The sequence below is a fragment of the Sporomusa sp. genome (assembly GCF_035561155.1).
Lineage (GTDB): Bacteria > Bacillota > Negativicutes > Sporomusales > Sporomusaceae > Sporomusa.
In genome coordinates this window covers 52,399-69,685 of the sequence record NZ_DATMYD010000021.1, presented here as the reverse complement: position 1 = coordinate 69,685, position 17,287 = coordinate 52,399, and the positions used below count along the sequence as shown (strand labels likewise).

Here is a 17,287-nt window from a genome sequence, read left to right as displayed (position 1 = left end):
TAGCTTTCTCCTTACTAATGAGCATCTATGAAGCTTTGTATCTCTTGGTGCCAAGCATCAGGCTCATATGTGCCGATGGCAGTATCCTCGCCCCATAACAAGTCAACTATATATCGTGGCTTCTTACCCCCAATGTGCATTGCTTTAATACAGGAAACACAATAGACTACCACTTCCTCACAAGGCATTTCGTCTGAACGCTTTTTCATTTGATCTTTGACCTGCGCCAAAGGCAGCGTGCCATAAAAACTATCGCCGCAGCAGGTCGCTTGGGTTCGTGTATTTTGAGGTTCAATAACCTTTATATTCATTCTTGCAAGAAGCTTTCTGATCGCATTATGCACCCGTTCCATGGTGCGTGTGGGACAGGCATCATGGACGGACATTGTCATGCCTTGATAGTCTGGGAACGGGAAAGTATTACTCTCAGCTAATATCTCCCAAAGCGATATGGTAGAGATGCCCTCATAAAGTTCTCTGTATCGTCTGTCACAACCTGCGCAAGTATTGATTATTTTTGTGCCGGGTTGAAGCTTTGGATCATGTCTGCAGCAAATCAGATGCTCGGGTATATCGGCTGATTCCTTATTTAAAAAATTCAACATTCTTTTTGCTAGCTCCGGTTTATATATCATTAGTGCACAACCGGGAGCATAAAACTGGTTCATGTAATCCCTCCTGCTTACTGCTCATACACACATTTTACATGAAATCCAGCTATAAATCTTCCTGAATTTTAACGAGTAATTTCCCTATTAGCCGTCATTGCATGAAGCATTAAGCCTAGTTCAGTATTATCCAGTGTTGCTCGAATGCTGTGCAGAGATTGATGTAGGCGGAATTAAATGAATACACTTTTCCGTTTAGAGCACATACTAAAGTACTAAACTCTCAGCAAGAGAACTACGGATGTTATAGTTAATGCCATTCTACAGGGAGTAAAACTTTCCGGGGGAATTGTTTAATGACTGAGGAACTTTATATAGTTATTCGCACTTTACTAATCTTATTGTTTCTGCTACTCATTTCCAGAATACTAGGCAGACGAACGCTATCAGAGCTAACCTTCTATGATTTTGTCATCGGCCTGGTCATTGGAGAAATTGGCGGTTCAGCAATCACTGATGCCGAGTTCAGTATTCGAAATGGGATACTTGCGATAACGGTCGCAACGCTATGGGTCCTGGCAATTAATATGTTATCCCTAAAATCCATTCCAGCCCGGAAACTGCTTGAAGCAGAGCCGCTTCTGGTAGTACATAACGGTAAAATTTTAGAAGGCAATTTGAAAAAACGCTATTATAATGTCAATGACCTCCTAGAAATGCTTCGTAAGCAAGGGACCTTTGATCCCCAACAAATAGAGTTCGCATTGATAGAGCCGGATGGTCAGCTTAGCGTATTAAAGAAACAGGAATATCAAATTCCGACAACAAAAGATCTTAACCTCCCAAACCAAAACCGGCCCCCGGCAAGCACTTTACCTGGACAGGAGATAATTATAGATGGAAAACTCATCGAGCAAGGATTGGCACAAAGTGGATTAACAACTGAACAGCTACATCAGCAGCTTAACAACATCGGCATTACTGATTTGGATGACGTAACCGTGGCAATGATTACACCTGAGGGAAAACTCTACGTAGATAAGAGGAAAGATGCGCCTGCTGGTCATCGTTAAATAAAAATCTCAGAATTCATTAATAAAGCTCGTGCTACTTATAGTAAAGTTTGCACGAGCTTTTGTACGGTTATGGCTATTCCCCTCTCAGCCTACTACATCTGCTTATTTTTCCTATATATCTTGGGCCTGTTTATAGGCTATACCCTCTTTAAACGCGTTCCCTACCACTTGTCCTAAATCGTAGTACGCCGATCCCATCATTATGATAGGGTTGACTTTCTTAGGATCAAGTGTACCATCTGTCAGGCATGGCTCATTCACATATACAGCAATTATCTCCCCGAAAAACATCTCAAAATCAAATATAGGCATGCCTTTGAATGACTTTACAGAGCATATTCATTGGGCATTCGCTGATCATTGGCGCTTTTCCAAGCTCATCATAAAAAGCGGTAAACAGCTTGGATTTGTCTGTTGTTTTTCCTGATACCACGCCACAATAATCGGTCTTTTGTACCATGTCTGCCGAAGGGATGTTGACACTAAAGAACCCATTTTCTTTCACACCGATAGTAGTGTAATGGGTGCTCTTAAGCGAGATGTACAACACTGGTTGAAGACTTACTACCCCACATGCGCCGACGGTAACATAATTGGGCTTGCCCATGACATCTGCTCCTGCCAGTATAGTAGGAAAGGGTCCAAATGGCCGATTAGGAACTTTGACCTTGTTCATATCAAGCACTTCCTTTCTTTATTATATTTCTGGTGCTCCCCTGTACCAGGGCGGCGGCAAAATTAGGGATGAATAGAGGGCGGATCATTTCTCTGACCCACCCTCTTTGTCATCTTTCGTATTAGGCAACGGTTTTAACGCAGGTTGACAGAACGGCGTAAACAGTTGCATAGATTTTGGTTGTCCTTGGTATGAACCTTGAATATGTTTACAAAGGATGAGTACCCAGCGGGCCATCAGGGCGCGTACTATATAGGTAATAAAGGTGTAACCATGATTCCACTTCAGGAGTTGAACTTCACCGATAGCAACAAATAGAGGCGCAATGATAAAACTGTAGATGGCTGCTGCGAAGACTGTACCTAGTAAATATCTAGACCAATTATTCGTATACTGGTATACAATCATCAGGGTAATCGGGGCTAGCGTTAAATGGAACGGGAAAAAAGCAGGCGTGAAAGGAAATATTTTTACTAAATACTGCCAAAGCATTAAGTTATCAGCAATTGTGTCAATGACAGCCGACATAACTGCCAGCAATGAGCCAAATAATAGCAGTTCTATCAATCTTGATTTATCAAGTAATTTCCACCAAATGATATAACTGACAGCGAGAAAAAGTACACTAAACCACCATGGGAAAGAAAAAATCTCCACGTTAACCCAGTGTGTATAAAGCTGGGGCCAAAGCATATTTTGGATTTCATTTATACTCTCAATTGTTGGCATTTTTTGCACACCTCAGCTCTATTATCCCCAAAACTGAAAATGATTTATTAATTAGGAGATGGAAGATCAATACCAGAGCCATTGAATCACGCCGGTGAATATAATGACAACGAGGTGATAAACATGAAACCTGTTATCATATATCCGCCTACGATCGACTGGGATTATCTTCACCAGCGCCCTCAACAAATGCTTAAAGCTTTGGCCGGACTTGGCTGCATTTGTATTTTTTGCAATATAAATCTCCATAAGCGTCACCCTGATGGCATCATCAATCTCAATCAAAACCTGTTGCTGGCGAATGGCCAAGGATTTAGTCCCACCGTAGAGTGGGCGAGGGCTATGTACCCCTACCAACCAATAATTGCCTACTTCACCTACCCGGCTCACATCACACAAATACAGTCATCAAAAATTGATTTCATCATCTTCGATTCGGTAGATGAACCAGCCGGTGAGTTCGCCAATTGGCTGCCCGACTATGCCGGAGCGGTACAAAAGGCTAATGTTGTCACCGCCACAGCCTGTTCACTTGTTGACAGAGCTCGCTCCATAGTGAATAAGGAAATTCACCTTCTGCCCAACGGCTGCGACTACGACCACTTTAAGACCGCCCAAACTCGCCAGTGTATCGAATGCACACCATTCACCTGGGGCAAACCTATTATCGGCTATATTGGGGCCATCGCGCCTTGGTTAGATATGGGGCTAGTTAATTCCATGGCCCGGTGCTTGCCTGATTACGAATTTGTGTTCATCGGTCCCTTGCTGGGCCAACGTTGGATTGCCTTTCCCAATAAAAATATGCATTACCTTTATCATAAGGATTATTCCGATTTACCTCGCTATCTGAGTAATTTCAGTTACTGTCTAATCCCCTTCAAGATTACTGAAATGACTAGTGGGGTTAACCCGGTCAAGTTTTGGGAATACCTTGCCAGCGGTATCCCCATCTTGAGCACACCCTTGCCTGAACTCGCCCATGGATATGTTACGATCGTCACCGAGGATATGTTCCCAGGGTTTTCACCGGCCTCAGGTGAAAAAGGACGCGCCGATAGAATTCAGTTAGCCTGCGAAAACTCCTGGACAGACCGGGCGAATAAACTACTTAAAATTATTCGCAGTGAGCTGGAGTGTGGTTGAAGGAATCCCTGAGTCACATTAATCTAACGTCATGTATTTTGTTTTGACGTTAGGAACACGATTAAGTTCTTGCTCGAATTCAGAGATTACTTTTTTGTCAGCACACATTTGCAGTAGGATAATGCCGGTGTTTGTGCATTTGTCAACATGCGCATCATGCAGTCCAAGCCTAACCCTGATATGACAACCGTAATTTGTCAGGATATCTTGTACCTCACTGGCTGTTTCAACACGGTTGTCTTGTGTAATCGCTACCACTGTAGAACAAATATCACTCATACCAATAACCCCATTTCAATAATTTTATTGTCACACATTTTTTAAAAGTATGTGCCAGGATAACAACCGTTATACCTACGCCAATAACAGCAGCCAGTTGTCCACTACTTCAATCACCATCCACAATAGGCTGATATATATCAAGCTCACAATAATTATCTTTGGATAAATTGGTATCGATATATTCAAATCGAAACGTATCCGCAAATTTATACCCTGACTTAAAAATCCATTTAGAATACATATGCACGAGCAACCGCCCTACTTGCCTGCCGTTAATGTCATCAGGACGAAAAAAACCGACAAAACGAAAAACTACATATTTATGAGCAGGAATTAAAATCCCTTCCATGCCTTCAGGTACCTGCCTATAATCATGTACTTGGATGGACGGCATGTAATAGATACATCCCTTGTCATTATCGCTCCAGTCTGTATATCCGAAATAAACTTGCGGATCAACAGGGTTAATGATCCGCTGCTTCTCATTATAAAAGAACTCCCTGCCATAAAAGTTGGCAACCCTGTCACCTGATTTACTCATGATCTTATGCTTTACGCCAACTAGGCCAAATTTCTGTTTAAACATAAACGAGGGCTTGTATATTACAGAATTGTTAACTGACATAATGTCATCTATGTTTAGCTTCTCCTGAATAACTAGCGACATTGGTTCTGATCTTACTTTTAAAGGCGTAAACCCAAATTTTTTACGAAAAGCTCTGATAAATGACTGTTCATAATCAAAACCGTAATCCATGGCAATATCTATAATTCTTTTATTGGTATCTTTCAGTTCAGAAATACTGGAGGAGAGCTTTCGGGATTGAACATATTCCATTAAGGATTCACCAGTTAACGACTTAAACATTCTGTGCAAGTGATATTTTGACATCCCACAAAATGTGGCAATATCGTCCAAGGTGATCTTCTTGTATAGGTTATCTTCAATATAACGAATACACACTGCAATAGTTTCTTTCAAATCCATAATGACGCCGCCCCCTAGCTCTCTCTATAGCAAATTCAGGTTAAGTCTTTAAAACAAACCTTATAATCACCGGTAAGCCTTGATAACTAATGTTGCATTATGTCCGCCAAAGCCAAAGGAATTTGTCAGCGCATGCGTAACATCCGCCACTTTGCCAAGATTTGGAATATAATTCAGATCACATTCCGGGTCGGGATTCCTATAATTAATCGTAGGCGGCAAAAAGCCTTCCTTTACCGCAAAGGCAGTAATTATAGCCTCAACGGCTCCTGCAGCGCCCAATAAGTGGCCTGTCATTGATTTAGTGGAGCTTACAGCCAGTTGATAGGCATGCTCTCCGAAAACAGATTTTATCGCAGCCGTCTCACTTTTATCATTTAGCTCAGTCGAGGTACCGTGTGCGTTTATATATTGAATATCTGTAGGGCTTAGCTCGGCATCAGCCAAGGCCAGCTTCATACACTCCGCGCCCCCCACTCCACCTGGTGCAACTGCGGTAATGTGGTACGCATCATTCGTACAACCATAGCCCACAACCTCTGCGATAATATCCGCCCCTCGTTCTAAAGCATGATTAAGTTCTTCGAGAATGAGAACCCCTGCTCCTTCTCCCATAACAAATCCATCCCGTTCCAAGTCAAAAGGCCTGCTTGCAGTAATAGGATCCGGGTTTGTTGTCATCGCCTTACTTGCATTGAAGCCCGCCATGGCCAATCGGGTAATGGGCGCCTCTGCCCCGCCAGCGATCATAACATCAGCAATATTTCTTTGGATTACTCTATAAGCATCACCAATTGCATTGGTAGATGAAGCACAGGCAGTTACAATACATTCCACGAATCCCTTAACCCCAAGCCTAATTGCAATCATTCCGGCCGCCATGTTTGGCAACATCATTGGCACCATGAATGGACTAACTCTACCTGCACCCTTTTCTAAGAGTACATTATGTTGGCTCTCCAGCGTCTCCAAACCACCGATGCCTGAGCCGATTATCACACCAGCCCGTTCCCCATTAATTATAACTAAACGCGAGTTTTCGAGCGCCATCTGCGCTGCGGCTACGGCATATTGGGTAAATCTGTCCATTCTCTTAATCTCTTTTTTCTCAATAAAACTGCCGGGGTCGAAATCCTTTATTTCTGCCGCGACCTGGGTGGACAAATCGGCCACATCAATCCTCTCAATTCGACTAATACCAGATTCTCCGCTCTTTATTGAGTGCCAAAGTTTACCTGCACCCAGTCCCAGAGACGTGACTGCTCCCGTCCCCGTTATAACCACACGTCTGCTCATCAGCTAATCCCCCGTTCTTCTTATTATTTCCGCGCTCCTAAAAAATGCATCCAACCTCAATCTTACTGTTGCTATAAACTATAAAGCCTATATCCACAGCACTTAACAACTGTAACACATATCTAATATCAAAAATGAACAACTATTGCTTTTATCGAAGGCTAATTAATTACACCCACCACATAAAAAAACCGCGAAACTTCGCGGTTTTTTTATGTGGTAAATGCAGTCTACCTCAATGAATCCCTGACCTTATTCGTTATTGAGTTTTTTCAATACAAAAGCCATATTTTTACCTAGAGTTTGAAACGTTCGTATACCCTCATCATCTTTTTGGACGTCGCCTGGCTCCAAGGCCAGAGTCATATTCCAGTAGCTCGAACTTGGGATAACCATTTCAGCAATGCCAAAAAAGAAGTTTATTGCAGCATAGGTGAAATTGGATCCTGCTCTCCGAACGGAAACTACGGCGGCACCTACTTTTCCCCGCAGCATCGTCCCCTCATTAGCCTTGGCTACAAAACCACAGCGGTCAATGAGAGCTTTCACCTCTGTAGTAACATTACTGAAATAAGTGGGAGAACCGATAATAATTCCATCGGCCTCCTGGATCTTTTGAATGAACGTATTCATCTCATCATCTTGGCGCACACAGCGATTATCCTTGTTTTCCCAACACTTCCCGCAGGCTAGACAGCCGTAAACCTTACGTCCGCCAAGTTGAATAACCTCTGTATCAATGCCTTCCTTGTTCAATTCATCAAGTACAATTTGAATACTCTGCGCAGTGTTTCCATTGACTCTCGGGCTTCCATTAAAGGCGACTACTTTCATGACATCCCCTCCCTTATATTTACAGTTTATGGATTTTCCTAAACTGCATCTTTTGCTATAATTATAATGACTAGTATATAACCTATCAAGTACGCACTTATTTGTATCATAGTACCTATTTGGATACTGAAAGGACGATAAAATGATTAATTTTAAGAATACCGAATATCAATGTTCGATGGAATTGACTTTGGAGCTGATAGGTGGCAAGTGGAAATCGCTTATTTTATGGTATCTAGGCGAAAATACCCTGCGGTTTAGTGAACTTAAGAAGGCCCTGCCCAAGGTTACGCAAAAAATGCTAACCCAGCAACTCAGAGAGTTAGAACAAAGTGGTTTGGTAGATCGGTTCATATATACGCAGATACCACCCAAAGTAGAATATTCTCTCACAGAGGCTGGCAAAAGCCTCTTACCGATTCTGGCATCCCTATGCCAATGGGGTCTAAACTATGTAAATGAGGTTGAGCAATCTGACCAAAAAACGGCTTGCCAACAGTCAGAACAATAGCATTTTGGGAATACTAGAGTGCCCTCATAAAAATCTCCATTGCATCCCGCAACCTAGGCCGTATTCTATGAACCTATTTAATTTTTCATCCTAACAGGCATTGTTTTCTCTTCAAGCGCAAAGCTCTGCATTACCGCTCATGAATAACGCCTAAAACCCGCCAAGGCTAGCCTTGGGCAATAAGCTCTGATTCCATTTAATAATAGTATGATTTCGAGTTAAATTTTATAGTATCCCTTTGAAGGAATTTGTCTCTTTTTCTCTTTTTTTGCTTAGAATAAAAAATAGTTATGCCCAACAGTTCATCTGGTTTGAACTGTTGGGCATAACTTTTACGCGATAAGTACTAAATCGTTATTAAGCTGAGTATACCAAATCCAGCTATTATCATCCCTGAAAGTTGGTTAACCCATGTAAGCCGCTTGTGGTCAAAGCTTGAACGAAGCAAAGCTACCATTCCACTTAAGGTTAGCCACCAAAGCATTGAACCAGTAAAAACACCAAAAACTAATACTCCAGCTAGTATATAATCTCCAGCAGCTTCACCTATCCCTAGCCCTGCAAAAACAGCGGCAAATGACATGATCGTGATCGGATTCGTCAATGTTAAGAAAAAGGCAGATAAATAGGTAGCACAAAGTCCTTTGTCGCCAGTCTTCGCGGTTAACTCTTCCGGTATGGATTTAAATGTCGTATAACCTAAATAGAGTAGAAATAGCCCGCCAAACAAGCGTAAATACATTTGATGATCAAGCAGAAACGTGGAAATGACGGTTAAGCTGAAAGCGGCTATACAACCGTAAAGAGCATCAGCCGTTGCTGTACCTAAGCCTGAAAAAAAGCCGTTTAGCATCCCATGTGACAGGGTACGGCGAATACAAAGCACGCCTATCGGCCCCACTGGGGCCGCTATAGAAAATCCTAATATTATTCCTTTAATAAAAAAGATTAACGCCACAGCCTTTTTACCCTCTCTCGATTTTTATTGGTAATACCGGAGTTTCTTTAACTGTAGATAGAATGACAGTTGTTCGGGTTCTAGTACCCTGTAAAGACTTTATTTCTTCACTGATTAACCGTTCGAGGTCGCGCGTACTTGTACAACGTACTTTTAGAATATAATCTTCTGCACCAGCGATATGATGACACTCCTGTATTTCTGGCACACAATGAACCATATTCAAAAACGCAGTCTTCTGTTCAGGACGATCCAAGGTTACCGATATTAAAGCAGCTAAACCATAACCTACTGCCTCTGGGTCTATTAAGGCCGTATACCCTTTTATTACCCCCAATTCTTCCAACTTGCGAACCCTGTCAGCTGCGGCAGGAGCAGATAGCCCAAGAAGTGTTCCTAGTTCTGCCCATGTTGCACGTGCTTGTTCCATTAGTTTCTTCAAAACCTTCAAATCATTATTATCCAAGTCATCATACCTTTCTTTATAATGTTTTTTATAAATTATACCTTCTATTCAAAATAAAGTAAAGATAAAATACCAATGGAACAAAAGACAACCCGCGAAATAATTCCGCGGGTTGTCTTTTGTTCCGGATTTACATCGTAGAATAACTTTCTATAGTCTTTCACATTTTTTTTCACCATTTAAGATTAACTGCCGGCCAAGCTCAAAGGCCTGTGACAGGTCGTCAGGACGCGTACTTAACGGTCTCGCATCCAGATCAGGCAACGTGAGGTTGCCAATACTTTTTACCCCAATCATCTTAAATAATAAATTCACCACATGCAACGAACCGATAAACTGCCCATCGTAAAGTGGTTGTCCGCCGGTTGCGATAAATATCCCTGGGCGCCTCCTCCCAGCAAATACATCTGTTTTCATTACATATTTTGCAGACCAGAAAGGCTGACAGCGGTCAATCATCACTTTTGCCTGGGCACTCATCCCGTTGAAATAAACGGGTGCAGCCAAAATAAAGGCATCCATATCCATTATTTTTTCATAGATGGGCTCCATGTCATCACGCAAATGACAGCGACCGGTATGCAGGCAGCTATCGCAAGACTGACAGGGCGCAATTTTGAGTTTGTGCAGCAGAATTTTTTGAACTTCTACGTCCCCGCAGGAAGCCGCGCCTCGCAGTAATTGATCTATAGCCAGACTGTTTGTGCCATTAACCCTAGGACTTCCTAGCAGCGCCAGTATTTTGGCCATTTGTGTTAACCCTCCTTGTATACTTTTTAGTCGTAACCGCATCCCTGTCCCATTTATTTCTTTACAGATTCTGTATTAAATTAAAACATCCTGCCAATCTTCTAATAGAAACTGAGCAGACTTCTAAGCAACTTAGCCTGTTGTGAAACGTAGCTCAACTCTTTCAATTATAAAATAAAGCTCTATACCGTTTATCGATACAGAGCTTATTCTGACATATGTTATTAATAAAAAATGATCATAGTTTGAATTAGCTTGGTATTTTTTGTTAACCCCTAAGTTTGGTATAATGGAATCCTAATACACTAAACGTTACGGGGGGCATAGCTATGTATGTTGCGAAAGTATTCTGGGACGATCCATATCTGACCGAGTTAAAAACCAAGGTAACAAGCATAGACGGCCAAGTTGTTACTGTTGATAAAACCATTGCTTACGCCTTTTCCGGCGGGCAGGAATCCGACTATGGAACAATCAACGGCTTTAAGATTCTCAAGGCTGAAAAGCAGGATAAGCAAATTTTTTACTTGTTAGATGAATTCCACGATTTACAGACAGACAACAATGTTTTAATGACAATCGACTGGAATAGACGATATAAAATTATGCGACTACATTTCGCCGCCGAAATTGTACTGGAGCTTGTAACTCAAAACTTCGGCAGCCCGGAAAAAATCGGGGCACATATATCTGAAGATAAAGCAAGGGTTGATTTTGCCTGGCAGGGCAATATCTCGCAGACATTTGATTTTCTTGAAAAAGAGATACTCCGCATTGTTAGCAGCAACCTACCGATTAAAAGCGCATTCGCTGATCATGATAACGAAATTCGCTATTGGGAAATTGACAATTTTGCTAAGGTATTATGCGGGGGAACCCATATCAAAAACACTAGTGAAATAGGAACTTTGCTGTTAAAAAGAATTAATATCGGAAAAGGTAAAGAGCGCATTGAGATTCTTTTAGGGTAGCGGCAACTAAACTAACGAAGCCTGAAATTAGCTTAATGCTAATTCAGGCTTCGTTAGTTACCGACTCACTAACTCGGGTTCATTGTTATTTATATTGCCAGCTACACTTTTTTCTTTCCAAGTAATCAATCGCACCAAATAAAATGAGCCCTATATTGCTTAACACTACAATACCGGAATACATTTCCAAATAATTTACCCGCAACCATGCGTCCATGATGAAAAATCCCATGCCATACTTTGTTCCAAAAGTCTCAGTAAAAAATAGTACAGATACAGCCGTCGCCATAGCCACCCGTAGCGATGTCAGGAACTTCGGCATCGAAGCCGGAATGAGAATCTCCCTGAATACATCCATGAAACCGGCCCCCAGAGAATATAAGGGATAATAGGTTTCCTTAGGAATACCTTTAACCCCATCCCTAACAGCGATGATGACTTGAAAAACAATAATAAGAAATATCATAAGTATTTTTGACAGCTCTCCTAAACCGAAAAGCAGCATCATTACGGGTAAGAGAGCAATTTTAGGAATCGGGTAAGTAAGATAAACGATGGGGGACAACAACCGGTCCCACCCTGAAAAATACCCCATACAAAGTCCGAGCGGAATACCAACAATTACTGCAAGAAAAACCCCTGCAACGATACGCCATAGACTGTAAAAACCGTGAATAGCAATTTGCGACATAAAGATGGTTACTAAGTTCTCCATTACCTTCCCAGGAGGCGGAATAATCGGCAGCTGTACCCAGATAGAAACAACCTGCCACAGGGCTAGGAAAATTAATATACCATAAATATACCAAACTCCCGGGCCTTTTTCTTTCACTTTGACCAATCCTCTTTTATCATCTTTCGCAGTTCTACACATAGTTGAAAAAAATCCTTATGATTTCGAACATCGTCTACTCCGAAAAGAGGATTGTCAACTATTTTACTGACCTTCCCAGGAGCAGCTGATAGAATTACAATTTTTCGGCCTAAATATACGGCCTCCTCCATATGATGGGTGACTAGGATGGTTGAAACAGAATGTTTTCTCCATACACTCAAAAATACATTCTGAATCTCTTCCCGGGTCATGGCGTCCAAGGCGGAAAACGGTTCATCCATCAATAGTAAGTCCGGCTTTAAAAGAAAGGCACGAGCCAAAGCAACCCGCTGCTGCTGACCACCACTTAACTCCCCGGGATACCGGTATTCCAACCCACCTAATCCCAGCAGTTGAACCATCGAAGCTAAATTAATTTCATGATCATCCTGTTTTTTGTGCTTTATTTTTAAACCTAAACAAATATTTTCGTATACATTTTTCCATGGCAGAAGTCCGTAATTTTGAGGAATAAAGCCAATAATTTGCTTTTTAGGCGTAACCGGCTGCCCATTAATTTCAACAGTTCCAGCAAAGTCTGTAATAATTCCGGCCAGTATTTTTAACAGAGTAGATTTACCGCAGCCAGAAGGGCCAATTATTGCACAGGTTTCTCCTGCCGAAAGCTCCAGGTTAATATCTCTGAGAGCATCATAACGGGCCTCCCTGGTTTCGTAAGTCATGGTTAAATCTTTAATCCGAATCATAGCTAACTATCTTACAAACCGGGTATCGACCAAGTCTGTATACAAATATTTTTTCTGAATTAGCTGTCTTGCCTGGAGCCAGGCTACGACATCATCAATGTCTTTCTGCTGAGGTGCGGCCGCTTTTTTATATTGAGGCAGGACAAGTACCCCTTTAACGTCTTTAGGAAAGCCGCCCTTTTCGATTAACAGGTCAATATAGTTTTCCATCGGCTCCCGCGATAAATAGTCGACGGCTTTGCTATACGCCCTATACATGGCCTGGATTTCTTTCTCTTTTTGATTTACTGTCTTGGTGGTAAATAACAAAACTCCCGGGTTTAGACCCAATTGTTCTGAAGTTTTTATCACCTTTGCGCCATTTTTAACAGCAATTGTTGCCAGAGGGTCTGGTAACGTTGCCGCGGCAATCTTGCTGTTTTGCAGCATTTCCAAGCGCGCAGGGATCTGAGGAATAACGACTTTATTGATATCGGTTGAGGTTAAGCCCCCCTCTGTCACAACCTTATCTGTTACATAGTCAATAATCGTATTCTTAGAGATTGCCACATCTTTGCCCTTTAAATCCTGGATGGATGTGGCTGTTTCATCTTTGTTTATAACCAATTTATAGCTTCCGGTTGTTAAAGAGGTAATAACTGTATCAAAGCCTCCAGCCTTGGCGAAGGCTTCAGCCAACATATCAGAGACGGCTCCGTCCAAATTGCCGCTTTGCAGCGCACTATCGCGTTCCATGGCACTTTTAAAATGTTTCAGCGTTACTGTTAAACCCTCTTCTTTAAAATATCCCTTTTCCTCGGCGATAATAAAAGGAATTGAGTCCACATCAGGCATAAGCCCAAGCGTAATCGTCTGTAATTGAGCCTGTTTTTGAACAGGTTCTTCCTTCTTGTTGCTGGCGCACCCTGCCAGGACAAGCAGCAACATAGAGATAATGAGTATTCCGATCTTTTTTTTCATTTTACTCCTCTTTTCTTTTCAAATTGGTTAAATGGTTTCCCTTACATAAATATACTATATAAGCTACAAGAAAACAGACAATGACACTGGCTGAATAAAAATACACAGACTGATAGCCTGAATGTGCCGCGAGTAGTCCGAGAAGGATAGCCCCGCCACCTACCCCCATGTCAAGAGCATTATAGAAAGTTGCACTGGCTATACTTCTCCGTTCTGGTGTTACCATATTAATCATCCACGCCTGCAATGCTGGAAACAATGACCCAGTACCCAATCCATAGCATGCTGCCGCCCATAAGAAAGCGGTAGGGGAAGAAACTGTCGATAAGATGGCTAACCCAATAAATAGTACCACAGCTCCCGGTATAATCACCCAAGCGGGGCCTTTCTGGTCAAAAACCCTCCCTACTACCAGCCGCACTAAAAAAACGTTTGAGGTAGCTATAAGAAAAAAATAGCCTGCATTAGTAACATGCACCTCTTTTGCCAATAATGTTACAAAACTTAGAACCCCTCCTATACACACGCCAAACAATAGACTGAGAAACGCCGGAAATACAGCCTTACGCTCGACAAAATTATCAAAACCAGACTGTGTTTTCTCAGCGGAGGCTATTGCGACTGAAGGTACCTGAGATGCCTGAGTCCAAATAAACGCCAAAAGCTGGCTTGATGCAGATACTGAAAACAAAACACCGAAGCCGTAATTATCGACAAGCCAAACGCCGACAGCCGGGGCTAGTGCCATCAGCAGCGTACTGCCAAGTCCGAAATACCCCATACCCTCGCCCCTACGCGAACTGGGAATAATATCTGATACTATAGTAGCATACATTGTTGTCGCTATTCCAAAGCCAATACCGTGAAATATTCTTGTTGACAAGGACAGGGCCGCACTTACTGCCCAATAATAACACAATGTCGCAACAAGACAAACAATAATACCTACGATCAGAAAACTTTTTTTCCCTAACCTGCTGATCCCTTCTGTTGTATAAAAACGAATCAATATCGCAGAGAATGTAAAGCTGCCCATTATTAGCCCAATTTGGGCATCTGTTCCGCCATAATTTGCAATAAATAGCGGCAGTGTGGGGATAAGCATATGAAACCCCGAAAACAGCAGCGCATTGGAAACTGCCAGAAATATAAAGTCTTTGGTCCATAATCCTTCTTTTATTACCGTTGAATGACTAATCATACCTGTTTTTGCTACCTCACTTGCTTCTTCCATGGTTCAAGATTTACTGGATAAATAATCTTTTCACTTATAAATTTAATTCGACAATTACTACGCGCTTCCTCTAATCACCGCTAACACTGGCGCAAAGTTCTTTGACAAATTATGTTTAACGGCGATTTCTAATTATTATATAATAGTAGCGAGGTGATATCTTGTACACTAAAATAATAGGATTCTTTATGACCGGGACAGGCAACTCATATAAGGTTGCAAGATGGTTTTTGGACTCTGTTGATAACGTAAAAACAGAACTCTATCAGGTTAGAGAAAAACAAAGTAGACATTCATATAGGGGATCATGATTTATTGGTGCTTAGTTATCCTACCCATGGATTTACTGCTCCCTGGTTAATGATAAAACATATATTTCGTCTGCCACAAAGCAACGGTGTACACGCAGTACTGTTGCCAACGCGCGCGGGTACGAGAATGTTCGGGGTATCCTTGGGAACGGCAGGCTACCTTATCGCTCTGCTCCTCTGGCTTAGAGGGTATAAGGTAAAGGGCATATCTGCTATTGATATGCCCTCTAACTGGACAGCCGTTCATTGGGGTTTAAGCGATGAGAATATAAGGGCTATATCAGTCAAAGCGGAAGCAAACGTAAAAAAGATTGCCCATAAAATAGTATCAGGGCATTCATTTTACAACGGCTTTATCCCGCTTCTTATTGGGCTCTTATTATCTCGTATCTCTCTGATGTATTTAATAATTGCCCAGTTAGTTTTATCTAAACTCTTCTTTGCATCAAACACCTGCAACGGGTGTGGTTTATGTCAGCAAATCTGTCCAAAACAATCGATAGAGATGGTAGGGAATAAACCACATTGGGCTTACTCGTGTGACAGTTGTATGGCCTGTATGAATTATTGTCCTCAAAAATCAATTCAGGTTAGTCCGGTGACAGTCTTTCTCTTCTCTTATGTACTCTCTCTCCCAGTAACGAACTGGATAGCCAGTACACTAGGTTATGAGATAATGACAAGTGCCCCGGGAATCATTTTGTTTGTCATACAATATATATACACACTTATCAGTGTAGCGCTTGTGTGTTGGATACTGCACCACATTTTGCGGATAAAACCGATTGCGGCCCTGCTGGCAGGAATGTCTCATACAAAATATTTCAGGCGTTACAAAGCACCAGGGGTTTCGCTTAAAGATATTCACAAATGACCCACTGGCGGCAGATGGCCGCAATTGGAGCCAAATTTCCGGCGGGTTAATTGCAAGAATCCCAGTAATGTAGGCGATAGCCACTTATCTCTATGGTAGATAATTTGGGTATACATTCCGAAATCCGGACCATGCCAGGGAAGCTCCACCAAAGAATTGTTCGCTATTTCTTTTTCTACATAGATTCTTGGCAAAATAGCCAGACCCAGCCCACTAATAACAAACTGCTTAATTGCCTCAATATTTTTCACTTTCATAAAGGACCTGGGCTTAATATCGCTACTCTCCAGTAGCTCTTCCATAAACGCTCGATAAGCACACCCTGCTTGGGTTACAATGAAATCTTCTGTCTCGAAATGGGACACCTCTATCGCAGTTTGTTGTGCCAGGGAATGCTCCGGAGCAGCGATGAACGCCATGGGCTCTGGGCATAGTATTTCTGCGGTGAGATCAGGATATGGGACTTTGCCGGAAAGAATAAAGGCTACATCTATGACGTTGTTTTTTAAGTCATCATGGAATTTAGCAATATCTCCGAAATTCAATTCAATATCAATACATGGATGCTCTTTGCGAAACTCTTTGAGCAGTTCCGGAAGCCGAACGACTGAGAAGGTTTCACTGGCACCAATGATAATTTTTCCATAGGGTGCTTTTTCGGGAGATACTGCATTAGCAGCTTCTTCTGTCAGTTTGAGGATTCGTTCTGCATATCCAAGAAATCGCTCTCCTTCGCGGGTTAAGCGGACGCGATGACCAAGACGGTCAAATAATTTGACATTTAACTCTTTTTCTAAGGATTGAATATGGGTTGTTAGGGTAGGCTGTGTATAAGCTAAATGCTCTGCCGCCTGTGCAAAACTACCCTTTTCCGTTATAGCAATCAATGATTGTAGTTGCCTCAGTTCCATATCTAACCTCTTAATAAAAATTTTCTATAGTTTATATTCTTACTATTAATTTTACACGAACATCGTATCATGATACAGTTTACATATCAATAAACTACAAAATGCAATATCAAATAAACTCTATA

Annotated in this window: 21 protein-coding genes; 5 read left to right on the top strand and 16 right to left on the bottom strand. The window is 41.9% G+C overall.

All coding sequences use genetic code 11. The features are described from left to right. Positions 1-14: 14 nt before the first annotated feature. Complete coding sequence (locus tag VN447_RS03720) at positions 15-668, bottom strand: hypothetical protein (RefSeq protein WP_325522946.1); 654 nt, start codon at positions 666-668, stop codon at positions 15-17. A gap of 296 nt (positions 669-964) precedes the next feature. On the opposite strand from VN447_RS03720, the gene VN447_RS03715 reads away from it, so the two are divergent. Then, positions 965-1,681, top strand: a complete 717-nt coding sequence (locus VN447_RS03715) for a DUF421 domain-containing protein (RefSeq protein ID WP_325522944.1) — start codon at positions 965-967, stop codon at positions 1,679-1,681. Positions 1,682-1,795: 114 nt separating this feature from the next. Here VN447_RS03715 and VN447_RS03710 read toward each other — a convergent pair whose 3' ends face one another. The 3 genes from VN447_RS03710 to VN447_RS03700 all read right to left on the bottom strand — a co-directional run bounded on the left by VN447_RS03710 (position 1,796) and on the right by VN447_RS03700 (position 3,089). Beyond that, the gene (locus VN447_RS03710) at positions 1,796-1,945 is read right to left on the bottom strand and encodes a hypothetical protein (protein ID WP_325522942.1); all 150 of its coding nucleotides are present in this window, start codon (positions 1,943-1,945) and stop codon (positions 1,796-1,798) included. 37 nt (positions 1,946-1,982) lie between these two features. After that, positions 1,983-2,360 (bottom strand): flavin reductase family protein, encoded by a 378-nt coding sequence (locus VN447_RS03705; protein ID WP_325522940.1) that lies wholly within the window; start codon positions 2,358-2,360, stop codon positions 1,983-1,985. Between the two features lie 84 nt (positions 2,361-2,444). Beyond that, a complete protein-coding gene (locus tag VN447_RS03700; RefSeq protein WP_325522938.1) occupies positions 2,445-3,089 on the bottom strand; it encodes a CBO0543 family protein in 645 nt (214 codons plus the stop codon). Between the two features lie 123 nt (positions 3,090-3,212). On the opposite strand from VN447_RS03700, the gene VN447_RS03695 reads away from it, so the two are divergent. Next, positions 3,213-4,235, top strand: coding sequence for a hypothetical protein (locus tag VN447_RS03695; RefSeq protein ID WP_325522936.1), 1,023 nt, complete (start codon positions 3,213-3,215; stop codon positions 4,233-4,235). Between the two features lie 18 nt (positions 4,236-4,253). Here VN447_RS03695 and VN447_RS03690 read toward each other — a convergent pair whose 3' ends face one another. The 4 genes from VN447_RS03690 to VN447_RS03675 all read right to left on the bottom strand — a co-directional run bounded on the left by VN447_RS03690 (position 4,254) and on the right by VN447_RS03675 (position 7,635). Continuing rightward, complete coding sequence (locus VN447_RS03690; protein ID WP_325522934.1) at positions 4,254-4,514, bottom strand: hypothetical protein; 261 nt, start codon at positions 4,512-4,514, stop codon at positions 4,254-4,256. A gap of 109 nt (positions 4,515-4,623) precedes the next feature. Then, complete coding sequence (locus tag VN447_RS03685; protein ID WP_325522932.1) at positions 4,624-5,505, bottom strand: AraC family transcriptional regulator; 882 nt, start codon at positions 5,503-5,505, stop codon at positions 4,624-4,626. A 66-nt stretch (positions 5,506-5,571) separates the two neighbouring features. Further along, positions 5,572-6,801, bottom strand: a complete 1,230-nt coding sequence (gene fabF / locus VN447_RS03680; RefSeq protein ID WP_325522930.1) for a beta-ketoacyl-ACP synthase II — start codon at positions 6,799-6,801, stop codon at positions 5,572-5,574. A gap of 252 nt (positions 6,802-7,053) precedes the next feature. Further along, the gene (locus tag VN447_RS03675) at positions 7,054-7,635 is read right to left on the bottom strand and encodes a flavodoxin family protein (RefSeq protein WP_325522928.1); all 582 of its coding nucleotides are present in this window, start codon (positions 7,633-7,635) and stop codon (positions 7,054-7,056) included. Positions 7,636-7,777: 142 nt separating this feature from the next. Between VN447_RS03675 and VN447_RS03670 the strand changes: the two genes are divergently transcribed. Continuing rightward, positions 7,778-8,146 (top strand): helix-turn-helix domain-containing protein, encoded by a 369-nt coding sequence (locus VN447_RS03670; protein ID WP_325522926.1) that lies wholly within the window; start codon positions 7,778-7,780, stop codon positions 8,144-8,146. A 346-nt stretch (positions 8,147-8,492) separates the two neighbouring features. Here VN447_RS03670 and VN447_RS03665 read toward each other — a convergent pair whose 3' ends face one another. The 3 genes from VN447_RS03665 to VN447_RS03655 all read right to left on the bottom strand — a co-directional run bounded on the left by VN447_RS03665 (position 8,493) and on the right by VN447_RS03655 (position 10,320). Then, entirely contained in the window at positions 8,493-9,104 is a 612-nt protein-coding gene (locus VN447_RS03665; protein WP_325522924.1) for a LysE family translocator, read from the bottom strand. 7 nt (positions 9,105-9,111) lie between these two features. Beyond that, on the bottom strand, positions 9,112-9,570 hold the full coding sequence (locus VN447_RS03660) for an Lrp/AsnC family transcriptional regulator (RefSeq protein WP_325522922.1): 459 nt from the start codon (positions 9,568-9,570) through the stop codon (positions 9,112-9,114). A 150-nt stretch (positions 9,571-9,720) separates the two neighbouring features. Next, positions 9,721-10,320 carry a flavodoxin family protein gene (locus tag VN447_RS03655; RefSeq protein ID WP_325522920.1) on the bottom strand — a complete coding sequence of 200 codons (600 nt, stop codon included), beginning with the start codon at positions 10,318-10,320 and terminating at the stop codon, positions 9,721-9,723. Positions 10,321-10,649: 329 nt separating this feature from the next. Between VN447_RS03655 and VN447_RS03650 the strand changes: the two genes are divergently transcribed. Continuing rightward, positions 10,650-11,291: an alanyl-tRNA editing protein gene (locus VN447_RS03650; RefSeq protein WP_325522918.1), complete on the top strand. Its 642-nt coding sequence runs from the start codon at positions 10,650-10,652 to the stop codon at positions 11,289-11,291. Positions 11,292-11,376: 85 nt separating this feature from the next. Here VN447_RS03650 and VN447_RS03645 read toward each other — a convergent pair whose 3' ends face one another. Genes VN447_RS03645 through VN447_RS03630 form a run of 4 tightly spaced genes read right to left on the bottom strand, consistent with a single transcriptional unit; the run spans position 11,377 to position 15,066 of the window. Beyond that, positions 11,377-12,123 carry an ABC transporter permease gene (locus VN447_RS03645; RefSeq protein WP_325522916.1) on the bottom strand — a complete coding sequence of 249 codons (747 nt, stop codon included), beginning with the start codon at positions 12,121-12,123 and terminating at the stop codon, positions 11,377-11,379. Next, a complete protein-coding gene (locus tag VN447_RS03640) occupies positions 12,120-12,872 on the bottom strand; it encodes an ABC transporter ATP-binding protein (protein ID WP_325522914.1) in 753 nt (250 codons plus the stop codon). The genes VN447_RS03645 and VN447_RS03640 overlap by 4 nt, the downstream gene beginning before the upstream one ends. 6 nt (positions 12,873-12,878) lie before the next feature. Next, positions 12,879-13,832 carry an ABC transporter substrate-binding protein gene (locus VN447_RS03635; RefSeq protein WP_325522912.1) on the bottom strand — a complete coding sequence of 318 codons (954 nt, stop codon included), beginning with the start codon at positions 13,830-13,832 and terminating at the stop codon, positions 12,879-12,881. Position 13,833: 1 nt separating this feature from the next. Further along, complete coding sequence (locus tag VN447_RS03630) at positions 13,834-15,066, bottom strand: MFS transporter (RefSeq protein WP_325522910.1); 1,233 nt, start codon at positions 15,064-15,066, stop codon at positions 13,834-13,836. Positions 15,067-15,384: 318 nt separating this feature from the next. Between VN447_RS03630 and VN447_RS03625 the strand changes: the two genes are divergently transcribed. Then, positions 15,385-16,251 (top strand): EFR1 family ferrodoxin, encoded by an 867-nt coding sequence (locus VN447_RS03625; protein WP_325522978.1) that lies wholly within the window; start codon positions 15,385-15,387, stop codon positions 16,249-16,251. Here VN447_RS03625 and VN447_RS03620 read toward each other — a convergent pair. Further along, a complete protein-coding gene (locus VN447_RS03620; RefSeq protein ID WP_325522908.1) occupies positions 16,242-17,162 on the bottom strand; it encodes a LysR family transcriptional regulator in 921 nt (306 codons plus the stop codon). The genes VN447_RS03625 and VN447_RS03620 overlap by 10 nt on opposite strands. Positions 17,163-17,287 lie beyond the last annotated feature (125 nt).